The 13,026-nt window shown below is 74.8% G+C and carries 9 protein-coding genes; 5 read left to right on the top strand and 4 right to left on the bottom strand.

Annotation, left to right across the window (positions count from 1 at the left end; genetic code table 11):
• Positions 1-92: 92 nt before the first annotated feature.
• Entirely contained in the window at positions 93-2,108 is a 2,016-nt protein-coding gene (gene malQ / locus OOJ98_RS03805; protein ID WP_267053180.1) for a 4-alpha-glucanotransferase, read from the bottom strand.
• A 4-nt stretch (positions 2,109-2,112) separates the two neighbouring features.
• Positions 2,113-2,265: a hypothetical protein gene (locus OOJ98_RS03800; protein ID WP_267053179.1), complete on the bottom strand. Its 153-nt coding sequence runs from the start codon at positions 2,263-2,265 to the stop codon at positions 2,113-2,115.
• 401 nt (positions 2,266-2,666) lie between these two features.
• Between OOJ98_RS03800 and OOJ98_RS03795 the strand changes: the two genes are divergently transcribed.
• Entirely contained in the window at positions 2,667-5,537 is a 2,871-nt protein-coding gene (locus tag OOJ98_RS03795; protein WP_267055500.1) for a beta-N-acetylglucosaminidase domain-containing protein, read from the top strand.
• 159 nt (positions 5,538-5,696) lie between these two features.
• On the opposite strand, the gene OOJ98_RS03790 is transcribed toward OOJ98_RS03795, so the two are convergent.
• Positions 5,697-6,233: an HNH endonuclease gene (locus OOJ98_RS03790; protein WP_267053178.1), complete on the bottom strand. Its 537-nt coding sequence runs from the start codon at positions 6,231-6,233 to the stop codon at positions 5,697-5,699.
• A 252-nt stretch (positions 6,234-6,485) separates the two neighbouring features.
• Here OOJ98_RS03790 and OOJ98_RS03785 point away from each other — a divergent pair, with 252 nt between their 5' ends.
• On the top strand, positions 6,486-7,556 hold the full coding sequence (locus OOJ98_RS03785) for a mechanosensitive ion channel family protein (RefSeq protein WP_267053177.1): 1,071 nt from the start codon (positions 6,486-6,488) through the stop codon (positions 7,554-7,556).
• A gap of 106 nt (positions 7,557-7,662) precedes the next feature.
• On the top strand, positions 7,663-8,358 hold the full coding sequence (locus OOJ98_RS03780) for a class I SAM-dependent methyltransferase (protein WP_267053176.1): 696 nt from the start codon (positions 7,663-7,665) through the stop codon (positions 8,356-8,358).
• A gap of 6 nt (positions 8,359-8,364) precedes the next feature.
• Here the strand turns inward: OOJ98_RS03780 and OOJ98_RS03775 are convergent, their stop codons facing one another.
• Positions 8,365-9,750, bottom strand: a complete 1,386-nt coding sequence (locus OOJ98_RS03775; protein WP_267055499.1) for a DUF4157 domain-containing protein — start codon at positions 9,748-9,750, stop codon at positions 8,365-8,367.
• 692 nt (positions 9,751-10,442) lie between these two features.
• On the opposite strand from OOJ98_RS03775, the gene OOJ98_RS03770 reads away from it, so the two are divergent.
• Positions 10,443-11,636, top strand: a complete 1,194-nt coding sequence (locus OOJ98_RS03770) for a hypothetical protein (protein ID WP_267053175.1) — start codon at positions 10,443-10,445, stop codon at positions 11,634-11,636.
• Between the two features lie 178 nt (positions 11,637-11,814).
• Positions 11,815-13,017: an ROK family transcriptional regulator gene (locus OOJ98_RS03765; protein WP_267053174.1), complete on the top strand. Its 1,203-nt coding sequence runs from the start codon at positions 11,815-11,817 to the stop codon at positions 13,015-13,017.
• The last annotated feature ends 9 nt before the right edge of the window (positions 13,018-13,026 follow it).

Here is a 13,026-nt window from a genome sequence, read left to right as displayed (position 1 = left end):
CCCGGGGGTGCCGTACGGGGCCCGGCGCACTTGGGAGGGGGTGCCGGGGAGGGCGCCGGGCGGCACCCGGGCGGGGCACCCGGAGGGGCGGGTCAGCCCGTGGCCTCCGGGCCTTCGCGCGGGAAGATCCGCATCAGCGCGTGCAGCCGCGGCGAGGCGGTGAGTTGTTCCAGGGTCAGGGGGCGGGCGTCGGGGCCGGCCACCGGGAGGCGCCAGTTGGGGTACTGGTCCCACGTGCCGGGCAGGTTCTGCGGTCTTCGGTCGCCGACCGCGTCGGGCAGCCACACTCCGACCATCCGCGCCGGGGTACGCAGCAGGAACCGGTAGACCGCCCTGACCTCGGCCTCTTCGTCGCCGGGCGCGTCGGGGAGCAGGCCGAGGCGTTCGAGGTGGCCGAGCCAGTCCGCCACCTCGGCGCGCGCGGCGCTCTGCTCCTGGGCCAGCGGGGCCGTGAGCAGACCCAGGCTGTGGCGGAGCTGGACGTGCTCGCCGGTGAGGCGGGCCGCGGTGGAGGGCAGGTCGTGGGTGGTGGCGGTGGCCATGCAGCCGGGCCGCCAGGATTCGGGGGCGAGCGGGCGGCCGTCCCCCGCCCAGTCGCGCTCGAACCAGAGGACGGACGTGCCGAGCACCCCGCGCGCGGCGAGGGCCTCGCGCACGCCGGGTTCCACCGTGCCGAGGTCCTCCCCCACCACGACGGCACCCGCGCGGTGCGCCTCGAGGGCGAGGACGGCGAGCATCGCCTCGGCGTCGTAGTGGACGTACGTCCCGTCGGTGGGCGGGTGGCCCTCGGGCACCCACCACAGCCGGAACAGGCCCATCACATGGTCGATGCGCAGGGCGCCCGCGTGCCGCAGCAGGCCCTGGAGCAGGCCGCGGTAGGGGGCGTAGCCGCGGGCGGCGAGGACATCGGGGCGCCAGGGCGGCAGCCCCCAGTCCTGGCCCAGCGCGTTGAAGGCGTCGGGCGGCGCCCCGACGGACATGCCGGGCGCGAAGGCGTCCTGCTGGGCCCAGGCGTCGGCGCCGTCGGGGTGGACTCCGACGGCGAGGTCGTGGACGAGGCCGACCGGCATGCCCGCGTCGCGGGCGGCGCGCTGGGCCGCGGCGAGCTGGGTGTCGGTCAGCCAGGCGAGCCAGGAGTGGAAGTCGACGCGGTCGATGAGTTCGCGCCGGGCGCGGGCGGTCGCGGCGGACGCCGGGTCGCGCAGCCCCTCGGGCCAGCGGCGCCACTCGGGACCGTACCGCTCGGCCAGCGCGCACCACGTGGCGTGGTCTTCGAGGGCCTGGCCCTGTGCGGCGAGGAAGTCGCAGTAGGCGGCCCGCCGGCCGGGTGCGAGGGGCACCCGGTACAGCAGCGTGAGGGCCTCGCGCTTCAGCTGCCACACGGCGTCGCGGTCGATCAACTCGCCCTTGGCGAGGACCTGTTCGCGCAGGGTGGCGGCACGCCCGGCCAGTGCGTCGAGCGCGGCCCGGTCGGTGGCGTACGCGTACTCGGGGACGTCCTCGACCCGCAGATGGACCGGGTCGGGGAAGCGGCGCGAGGAGGGGCGGTAGGGGGAGGGGTCGGTGGGGGTGCCGTGCACGGCCGCGTGCAACGGGTTGACCTGCACGAATCCCGATCCGATGGCGCGACCCGACCAAGCGGCGAGCTCGGCGAGGTCACCGAGGTCGCCCATGCCCCACGACCGGGTGGAGAGCAGTGAGTACAGCTGCACGAGGAGGCCGTGGACGCGCTCCGGGGGCTGCGGCACTCCGGCCGGCGCGACGACGAGCGTCGCGGACGCGGTCCGTCCGTCCCGGTGCCGTACGTCCAACTGGTGCACGCCGAGCGGGAGTTGATCGATGGGTACGCCGACGACCGTCAGATCGGCGGGCAGGTCGGGGCCGGGCGCCCCGCCCCACCGCACCAGCGTGGGGGGCAGCAGCCGGTCCGCCTCGGCGGCCTCGGCGTCGGCGAGGGCCCGGCTCAGGGCGGCCGGGGTCGAGGCGTCGACGCCGAGCGCGGCGAGGACGGCGACCACCGTGGCGTCCGGCACCTCTACGGTGACGTCCGGCGACGGGGAGTACGACGTGGCCACGCCATGCCGGGCGGCCAGCCGGGCCAGGGTCACGGCCTCAGAATCCCGCGGCCGCGGCGAGGGCGGCCACCGGGGTGGGCTCGCTGGTCAGCGGGGTGACCTCGGCCATGGGGGGCTCGCTGATCAGGGGTTCGGCATCGGCCATGGGCGGCTCACTGGTCAGCGGCGGCTCGGGAGCAGGGGCGACCACGGGGGCCTCCAGAGGGGTGGGCGGCAGGGACAGAGAGTGCCCTACCCAGCAGGCGGCGCCCCAGACGTGCCGTCGCACACAAGCTTGTACCGAGTCCATCGGATCAGACATATCAGACCCGTGGACCCCGCACACCGACCGCTCGCGTTGACACGCGCGGCAGACGGGTGATGGGCTCGCTCCTCACACAGTGTCAAGTATCGCTTACGGACAGTCAGATGAGGGGGTCGGGGGTCGTGCGGATGGCTCGCGGGAGAGGTCTGAGCGCGGCGGGGAGGGAGGGGCGGGCCAGGAACGGGGCGGGGAGGGACCGGACGCGGAGGGGCCGGGCCGTGGCGGGTGCGACGGCTTCGGTGGTCGCGGCGATCGCAGTCGTGCTGGCGTCCGTCGTGGTCGGTGGGATGGTCGACGCCGCGTCGTGCGGCGCGTGCGGCGCGGCGGCCACCGTCCGCGCCGCCCCGGGTTCCACCACCCCGGACGCCGTCGCCCCCGTCGAGGTGTGGCCCCGTCCGCGGTCGCTGCGGTCCACCGGGGTGCCGGTGGAGTTCGCCGGTGCCGCGGTGCTGCTCGCGGCCCCCGGCGCCGACCCGTACGCCGTGCGGGCCGTCGAGGACGTCCTGAGGGCGGCCGGGGTGCGCGCCCCGCAGCGGCGCCTGCCCGGGACCGGACCCGTGGTCCGGCTCGGCGGGCCCGGCGCCGGCGACGCGCTGCGCGCGCTCGGGGTGCCCGGCCCCGGCGGCCTGCCCGCCGGCGGCTACCGCATCGGGGTGGGCCGGATCGCCGGCCGGGACACGGTGGCGCTCGACGGGACGGGGGCGGACGGCCTCTTCCACGCCGTCCAGACGCTGCGGCAGCTGATCGGCAAGGACGAGCGGGGGCGCGCCCGCGTCCCCGGGGTCGTCGGACGCGACTGGCCCGCGACGCCGGTGCGCGGCGTCACGGAGGGCTTCTACGGCGAGTCCTGGAGCCTCCGACAGCGCCTGGATCAGCTCGACTTCATGGCCCGTACCAAACAGAACCGCTATCTGTACGCGGCGGGCGACGACCCGTACCGCCAGGCCCGCTGGCGCGAGCCGTACCCGGCCGGGCAGCGCGCGGAGTTCAGGGCGCTCGCCGACCGGGCCGCCCGCGATCATGTGACGCCGGGCTGGGCGGTGGCGCCCGGCCAGGAGCTCTGCCTGTCGTCGGACGCCGACATCGCGGAGCTGAACGCCAAGTTCGACGCGATGTGGGCGCTCGGGATGCGGGCGTTCCAGGTGCAGTTCCAGGACGTCTCCTACAGCGAGTGGCACTGCGCGGCGGACGCGGAGACGTTCGGCTCGGGACCGGTGGCCGCCGCGCGGGCGCACGCCCGGGTCGCCAACGCGGTCGCCGCGCACCTCGCCGCGGCGCACCCGGGCGCCGAGCCGCTGTCGCTGCTGCCGACGGAGTACTTCGAGGACGGCTACACCGCCTACCGCGGCGCACTCGCGGACGCCCTCGCCCCGGACGTCCAGGTCGCCTGGACCGGGGTGGGTGTCGTGCCGCGCACCATCACGGGTCCCCAACTGGCGCGCGCAAAAGCCGTGTTGGGCCATGCGCTCGTCACGATGGACAACTATCCGGTCAACGACTACGCGCCGCGCCGGATCTTCCTCGGCCCCGTCACCGGACGCGATCCGGCCGTCGCGTCGGGCTCGGCGGCCCTGCTCGCCAACGCGATGCGGCAGCCCGTGGCCTCCCGCATCCCGCTGTTCACGGCCGCCGACTTCGCCTGGAACCCGGGCGGCTACCGGCCCCGGGAGTCCTGGCGGGCGGCGGTCGACGACTTGGCGGGCGGCGACGCGCGGGTGGGCGAGGCGCTCACGGCGGTGGCCGCCAACGACGCCTCCTCCGTCCTGGGCGGCCCGGAGTCGGCGTACCTGCGTCCGCCTGCGGCCGCCTTCTGGAGCGCCCGTACGGCCCCCGAAGCGGCGCCGGTCCGCGAGGATGCGGCCAGGGCGCTGAGGGCCGCGTTCACGGTGCTCCGCGAGACCCCGCAGCGCCTCGCCCGCACCGCGCTCGCGGCCGAACTGGCGCCGTGGCTCGACCAGTTGGCGCGTTACGGGCGGGCCGGTGAGCTCGCCGTCGATCTGCTCCAGGCCCAGTCGGCCGGGGACGGCGCGGCGGCCTGGCGGGCCTCGCTCGCCCTCGACCCGCTGCGCTCGGCGCTCAAGGACGCGCCGGTCACCGTGGGCGCGGGCGTACTGGACGCGTTCCTGGACCGGGCGGCACGGGAGGCCGACGCCTGGACGGGCGCGGACCACCCGGCGGTGAACGTCACCACGTCCGCGGACGCCTTCACCGTCGCCCTCGTCCCGGCCCGCCCGGTCGAGGCGCTCACCGTGCTGGCCGGGCCCGGCACCACCGGCGAGGTCCAGGCGCGCGCCCCGGGCGGGGAGTGGCGCACGCTGGGCGCGCTGGACCCCGCCGGCTGGACCCAGGTCGCGGCGCACGGCGCACGGGCCGCCGCGGTGCGGGTGACGGGCGAGGCGGGCGGGGTGCGGCGCCTCGTGCCCTGGTTCGCGGACGAGCCGCCGGCCCATCTGGCGGTCGGGCCGGCCACGGCGGACGCCGAGACGGGCGGGGCCCCGCTGCGGGTCACGGCCTCGGTCGCGGCGATGGGGCCCGCGGCGGTACAGGGCGCGCTCTCGGCGCGGGCGCCGCGCGGGATCACGGTGCGGCTCCCGCGCGAGGTGGCGGTCGCGCGCGGCACCCGCAGGGACGTGCCGGTCGAGGTGGACGTGGCCCCGGGCACCCCGTCGGGCGACTACCGGGTGCCGCTGTCCTTCGGCGACCAGGAGGTCACCCTCACCGTCCGGGCCCGCCCTCGCACCGGCGGCCCCGACCTGATCGCCGGCGCGATGGCGACCTCGTCGGGCGACGCGGGCCCCGGCTCCCCGGCCCGCGCCGCCTCCGACGGCCGCCCGGCGACCCGCTGGTCCGCGCCGCCCGAGGACGGCGGCCCCTGGTGGCAGGCCGAACTGGCCGGGCCGGCCCGGGTCGGCCTCGTGGTCCTCCAGTGGCAGGGCGCCCGACCCGCGCACCCTGCGGTGCGGGTGTCGTCCGACGGTCGTAGCTGGCGTACGGCGGCGACGGTAGACGCGGGCGGGAGCGGAGGCGGGGCGGGAGCCGGGGGCGGGCGCGAGCGGATCCGGGTGGATGCCCGGGGTGTCCGTTTCCTGCGGATCCAGGCCGGCGAGGCGGGGCCGTGTTCGCTGTGGTCGGTGGAGGCGTACGCCGTCCGGGGGTGAGGGGGCGTGGGCGTCGCCCCCTCTCACGGCGCGGCATGGCACGTCTGACGGCACCTCGGCAGCGGCAGCACACCCGTCTCCCGGCGCCGGGGCCGGCACGCACCACCGGCCCGCCCGGCCCACCACCCACCGGCGGCCGACCGGCGTCTCGCCGGCGTCTCAGGCGGAGATGCCGTCGATCCGGGCCAGGGCGTCGTCCGCGCCGAAGGGCTGCAGGTAGGGCAGCCAGCGCGGGTCGCGGTGGCCGGTGCCGATGATCCGCCAAGCGAGGCCGCTGGGCGGGGCGGGCTGGTGGCGCAGGCGCCAACCGAGCTCCAAGAGGTGGCGGTCCGCCTTGACGTGGTTGCACCGCCGGCAGGCGGCGACGACGTTCTCCCAGGCGTGCTGGCCACCGCGGCTGCGCGGGATGACGTGATCGACGCTGGTTGCGACGCCACCGCAGTACATGCAGCGGCCGCCGTCCCGGGCGAACAGGGCCCGCCGGGTCAGCGGAACGGGCCCCCGGTACGGGACCCGCACGAACCTTTTGAGCCGTACGACGCTGGGGGCAGCGACGGCACGGGTCGCGCTGTGCATGAAGGCGCCGGACTCCTCAAGGCTGACGGCCTTGTTTTCCAGGACGAGGACGAGCGCGCGGCGGAGCGGTACGACGCCGAGGGGCTCGTACGACGCGTTGAGGACCAGGACGTGCGGCACGGGTGCCTCCTATTACGCCGGCGACGCGTGGCTCGCGCCGGGACGATCTGCTCTCCAGTTTCTCCTCATGCCTGGTCGAAGCGCCACCACGTCCGGGTAACGGGCCCGAAGTGTTTTCGACCACATCCCCTTCTTTCCCAGGTGGAAGGGCCCTCTCCCCCGAACACGTCAACGGAGCACAGCTCTTGCCCCGTTAGTGTGGTGGGTCTGCCGCCGCCCTTCGCCGGCACCGCAACGCTGGAGGTTCCTGCCGTGAACTGGTCCGCCGTCCTGGCCGACGGATCGCCGTCGCCCAGGCCCGCGACGCTCGACGACGCCCAGAAGTCGGCCACCGAGGCCGCGGGCTGGGTGGAGCAGAACTGGTCGACCTGGCTGTACGTCGGATTCCGCATCCTCCTCATCATCGTCATCGCCTCGGTCCTGAGAGTGCTGGTGCGCCGGGCCCTGACCAAGCTGATCGAGCGGATGAACCGCAGCGCGCAGGCGGTCGAGGGCACCGCGCTCGGCGGGCTCCTCGTCAACGCGGAGCGGCGCCGTCAGCGCTCGGAGGCCATCGGCTCGGTCCTGCGCTCGGTGGCGTCCTTCCTGATCATGGGCACGGCCGCGCTCATGGTGCTCGGTGTCCTCAACATCGACCTGGCCCCGCTGCTGGCGTCGGCCGGTGTGGCGGGCGTGGCGATCGGCTTCGGCGCGCGCAACCTGGTGACCGACTTCCTGTCCGGCGTGTTCATGATCCTGGAGGACCAGTACGGCGTCGGCGACTCCATCGACGCGGGGGTCGCCTCCGGCGAGGTGATCGAGGTCGGGCTCCGCGTGACGAAGCTGCGCGGCGCGGACGGCGAGATCTGGTACGTGCGCAACGGCGAGATCAAGCGCATCGGCAACCTGTCGCAAGGCTGGGCGACGGCCGGGGTGGACGTACGGGTCCGCGCGAGCGAGGACCTGGAACGGCTGCGTACGGTGATCAACGAGGCGACGGAGTCCATGGCGAAGGAAGAGCCGTGGAACGAGCGCCTGTGGGGCCCGGTGGAGATCCTCGGCCTCGACGAGGTGCTGCTGGACTCGATGGTGGTCCGGGTCTCCGCGAAGACCATGCCGGGCAAGTCGCTGAGCGTGGAGCGGGAGCTGCGCTGGCGGATCAAGGTCGCCCTGGACGCGGCGGGCATCCGCATCGTCGGCGGCCTCCCGCTGGCGGAGGAGCCGGCCGCGGCCGACCCCTCGGCGTCGGTCGCCGCCCCGTCCGCCCTGAACAACCCGACCTCCCCCCAGTCCCTGGCAACAGCCCCGATCCCCAACCCGAACACGTCGAACCTGTCGAAGTAGCGCCGCTGGTAGCGCTCCTGTCGTACGCCCGGCGCCCGAGGGGCGCCGAGGGGGCCGCCGTCGGGGCGCAGTCCGGCGGTCCGGTGCCTCTTGTACGGTCGGGCGCATGCCCCGAGACGCCTCTCCCGAGGATTCCCCGCCCGGCTCCCTGGCCGCCACCCGCGAGGCCTACGACGGTGCGGCCGATGCCTATGCCCGGCTGTTCCGTGACTCGCTGCGGGACAGCCCCCTGGACCGGGCCATGCTGGGGGTGTTCGCCGAGGCGGTGCGGGTGGGCGGGGGCGGCCGGGTCGCGGACCTCGGGTGTGGTCCCGGGCACGTCACGGCGTATCTGGCCGGGTCGGGGATGCGTACGGACGATGTGTTCGGCGTCGACGCGTCCCCGGCGATGATCGCGCTGGCTCACCAGGCCTACCCGGAGCTTCAGTTCGCGGTGGGCTCGATGACCGGTCTCATCATCGCCGACGGATCCCTGGCGGGCGTGCTGTCGCGCTGGTCGATCATTCACACCCCGCCGCCCGAACTCCCCGCGGTCATCGCGGAGTTCACGCGCGTACTCGCCCCCGGCGGCCACCTCCTGCTCGGCTTCTCGGCGAGTGACGGCGCGGCCGAACCCACCCAGGTCTTCGACCACGCGGTCGCGCCGGCCTACCGCTGGTGGCCCGACCACCTCTCCGCGCTACTGAGCGCGGCGGGCCTCGTGGAGGTGGCCCGCATGATCCGCGAGCCCCTGCCCACGGACCGGCGCCCGTTCAAGGAGGTCCACCTGCTGGCCCGCAAAGCGAGCACCCGCACTCCCTGACCTCCGTCAGCGGTTGGCGCGCGCGTCGTTGCCCGAGGTGCGGTCCATGTCCGCGTTGAGCCCGCCCACGTTGATCGGCACGAGCGTCACGGTGATGGCGCCCTTGGAGAAGGACTTGCCGTGGCGGCCGTGGAAGCTCTCCGGGAGCTCCTTACCGATGTCGGAGGCGTTCTGGTAGATGTCGAAGATGCCGGCGACACCCACGGTCGGGTCCGCGTCCGTGGAGCCGGCGGTCTGCTCGACGGTGATGCGGTCACTGCCGTCCTGCGCGACGACGCCGGCGACGTGGTAGGGCCAGCGGGAGGTGTTGCTCGGGGTCTTGCCCGACCACTGCGTCTCGATGATGGAGTAGGCCTCTCCCGCCTCCGGGGCCTCGTCGTGGTCCCCGCCGGCCCGGTTCTTGGCGTACTCGCGGGCCCGGTCGATGTTCTTCTTGTCGCTCTCGCCGAACATCCCGCCGCCCTTGAACGCGCTGGCGTCCTGGCCCATCTCCAGCGCCTGGGCGTGCATGACCTCCTCGGCGGAGTGCGAGCAGTCCTCCAGGAAGGACTTCAGCGGCGCGTACGGAACGTACTGGGCGTCGCCGATGGTCGCCTTCCGCCTCCCCGTGGCCTCCTCGCAGTAGCGGGGCGCGGGGACGTCGCTGCGTACGTACAGCTCGTACTGGTCGCTGCCCTTCGCGCCGCGCAGCGCGTACTTGCCGGTCTGCGAGATGCGCCAGGTGACCGAGCCGACCTTCTCCTCCGCGTACCGCTGCACCATGGGCGCGCTCTCGCCCGCCGTCGTCCGCGCGGAGTCCTGTCCGTGCGCGGAGTCGGCCCCGGCCGTGGTCCGCACGGCCGACCGCATGACGCGCGTGGCGTTGGCCTCCGCCTCGCGTTCGAAGCGGTCGGAGGGGTCGGAGACCTTCAGCCCGCTGCCGTTGTCGGTGCCGGCGACCGGGCCCTGGCGCTGCTGGATGACGTGGGTGAGTTCGTGGGCCAGGGTGTGCTTGTCCCCGCCGCTCTCGCCCACGACGACGTGGTTGCCGGAGGTGTACGCGTGCGCCCCGACCTCGGCGGCGGACGCCTTGGCGGCGCCGTCGTTGTGGATGCGCACATCGGAGAAGTCGGCGCCGAGCCGGCTCTCCATGTCGGTGCGCGTGGCGTCGTCCAGGGGCCGCCCGGGAGTGCGCAGGACGTCGTGGACGGCGGACCGCTGCACCTGCGGCTGCTCGGCCTGCTGATGCCCGCAGCCGGCGCCGTGCTGGTGCTTCTCCTGCACGAAGGCGTGGCCGGTCTGGCGCAGCATCTGAACCACCGCGGCGTTGCCCGCCGTTGCCTGCATCCCGAGCAGCCCGGCGGACGGGCCCTGCCGCTCCGACTCGGCGGACTGCCGGGCGGGCGCCCGCAGTGCGCCGTCGGCCTTGCGGGCCGGTTCGCCGTGGGGGTGCCTGGGAGTCACGCGATCACCTTTCACATGCCTGCCGGGTTCAGCAACTTCGCCCCGCGGCCCGACCGTGCCGGCAGGAGGCGCCCGTGGGGCGCGTGGGTGCGGGGCGTGACACCGCGCAAAGTGCCATGTCGTGCACCACGCTATCTCTTGATGCTCCGGGTCGATCTTGCGCGGGTAAGGACCGAACATCCTCAGCATTGACCCGCCAACCAGCGAGAACCCTCAACTCCACGACGAGGGACGGGAAGATGCATATGTCCGCACGGCTGGTGTGGATCGGGATCGCTCTGGGGTGTATCGGAATTCTCCTCTTCCTCCTCGACGTCTTGATCTCACACTGATCGCTCTCGGGCGACGTCACCCGTTTCCGGTCTCCGCCGTGGGTGGGAGTTCACCCATCGCCGAGAGGGTGGCGAAGAGAAGGGCACCGCGCTCTTCGCCACCAGCACCGATGCGACCGTCGTCTTCATTGCGTGCGGCTGTGCGCTCATGGGTGCCGTAACCGCGGTCTGCGGGATCCGCTCCGGCCGGCACCAGGGGTAACGGGCGGCCTCCCGGCCGGCAGAGCACCGAAGCCTCGCCGCTCCGCGAGCTCCCTGGCCGGGCGCCGCCGAGGCGTCGATGTCAGTCGGGGCTGGCAGGGTGTCGGCATGACGGATGAACAGCGGGCCCGCCTGGCACGGATCCTCAGCGGGCTGCCGGCGGCGGCGAAGGAGCTGTTGGCCACGACGGACTGGGGCTCCCTCCGTCACGCCTACGGCCCCGGCACGGACATACCCGCCACCCTGTGCGCGCTCGTGGACGAGCAACCCCAAGTGCGTGCCGAGGCGTTGGGGATGCTGGACGCGGCCGTGCTGCACCAGGGCTCCCTGTACACCGTGACCGCGCCCGCCGCGCTGTTCGCCGCCGCGATCCTCGACCATCCGGCCGGTCTCGCCGAGCACGAGGGGTACTTCCCGTGGGACGAAGGCCCGCCCCGCACCCTGCGGGCCGACCTGCTCGCCTGGTTGGGGCTGGTGGCCGAGTCGGCCTCGTACGGGGAGGATCCGGTGCGGGACCGGCTCGACTGGCAGTGGGAACCGTGGCACGAGGAGACGGCGCGCGAGAGCACCCCGGACGAGCGCGCCGCGCTCCACGCGTGCCGGGGCATACGCCCCGCTCTCGCCGACGCCGTTGAGCCCTTCCTCTCCTCCCCCGACCCCCACGTCCGCGAGGCCGCGCTCGGCGCCGCGGTGCCGCTCCTCTCCGCCCCGGAACTCGCCGACCGGATTCCACGGGTCGCGGCCCTGCTGCGCTCCCGGTCGAACGGCGCGCAGACCCGGCGGGAGCGAGCCGGCCTGGCGCGGGCGCTCGGCGTGTGGCGCGCGGACACCTCCGACCTGCTCGCCGACCCCGATCCGGCCGTGCGGGTCTGCGCCGCGCTCGGCCCCGCCCCCACCGACCGGCCCCGCGCCCTCGCCGTCCTCCTCGACGCGCTGCGGTCCCCGCGGGCGACGGACGGCTGGTTCCGTCAGCCGCTGCCCGGCATCGCCGGGTGGTTCCGGTTCACCGTGCTGCGGGCCGCGCTCTTCCTGGCCGAATCGTTCGAGGAGATCGCACCCGTGGCCCTCGCCATCGTGACGTCCGGCGGCACGTCCATGGCCGACCACGAACGCGGGCCGATCCTGTTCCGGGCGTTCCCCGGCGGCTACGACCCGGCCCGGTCGCTCACCCCGGCACAACACGCCCTGCTGCGGGCCTTCGTGGCCACCGACGCGTCGACGCACGGCATCGCGGGGAACAGCGCGTGGTTCCGCGCGGCCGGCCTGCCCGAGCACCGGGACGGCATCACGGCGCTGCTCTGACATCGGCGGCCTCTCGCGTCCCGCACCGCCGCGCCCCCCGCCCCGCCCCCGCGAGGTAACGCTTTGGTTGCCTCCCCGTCCCGCCCCATTGACGGGCCGTCGAGCCGCGCCCTACGTTCCTCTTAACGGATAGGAAACTTTCCTAACAGTGAGTCGAGCAGGGGGAGGTGGATTCGTCGTGGCCGGTACTACCCCGGGAACGCCGCGCGTACTCCGCGCGATGAACGACCGTGCCGCGCTCGATCTGCTGCTGGAGCACGGGCCCCTCTCGCGGACCCGGATCGGCAAGCTCACCGGGCTCTCCAAGCCCACCGCCTCGCAGCTGCTCGCGCGTCTGGAGGCGGCCGGGCTCGTCGTCGCCACCGGGACGACCGAGGGGCGCCCCGGGCCCAACGCCCAGCTGTACGCCGTCAACGCGACCGCCGCCCACGTCGCCGGGCTCGATGTGACCCCCGAGCGGATCCGCGCCGCCGTCGCCGATGTGACGGGCGGCGTCGTCGGGGAGTTCGAGGTGGCCACCCCCGCGCGGCGCGCCGAGTCCGTGGTGCGGCAGGTCACCGGCGCGATCGACGGCGCCGTCAAGGCCGCCGGGCTCGTCCGGGGCGATCTGCACCGGGTCGTCATCGGCACCCCGGGCGCCTTCGACCCCGGCACCGGGCGGCTGCGCTACGCCTCGCACCTGCCGGGCTGGCACTCCCCCGCCCTCCTCGACGAGCTGGCCGCGGCGCTGCCGATGCCGGTCGAGTACGAGAACGACGTCAACCTCGCCGCCATCGCCGAGCAGCGCCTGGGCGCGGCCCGCGGCCACGACGACTTCGTCCTGCTCTGGAACGAGGGCGGCCTCGGCGCCGCCCTCGTCATCGGCGGGCGGCTGCACCGCGGCTTCACCGGCGGCGCCGGCGAGGTCGGCTTCCTGCCGGTGCCGGGCGCGCCGCTCGTGCGCCATGTCACCAAGGCCAACTCCGGCGGCTTCCAGGAGCTGGCCGGCGGCCAGGCGCTGCCCCGGCTCGCCCGTGAACTCGGTGTCACCGACCTGCCGTCCGGGACCACCGTCGAGGTCGCCGCCGCCCTGATCGCGCGCGGCGCCGCGGCCGGCCGGGGGCCCGAGCACGAGCTCCTCGGCGCCTTCGCCACCGGGCTCGCGACCGGCCTCGCCTCCATGGTCGCCGTCCTCGACCCGGAGCTCGTCGTACTGTCCGGCGCCCTGATCACCGCCGGGGGCGAGCCGCTGCGCGAGCTCGTCCGGCGCGAACTGGGCGAGCTCTCGGCCTCCCGCCCCCGGCTCGTCATTGGAGAGATCTCCCAACTGCCGGTACTGCGCGGCGCGTTGGAGTCCGCTCTCGCCGCCACGCGTGACGAGGTCTTCGACACCGCACGCTGAACCGCACCG

It is taken from the genome of Streptomyces sp. NBC_00083, assembly GCF_026343295.1.
In the GTDB taxonomy this organism is placed as follows: domain Bacteria; phylum Actinomycetota; class Actinomycetes; order Streptomycetales; family Streptomycetaceae; genus Streptomyces.
The sequence above is the reverse complement of the archived record's forward strand: the minus strand, read 5'-3'. Positions and strand labels throughout refer to the sequence as shown.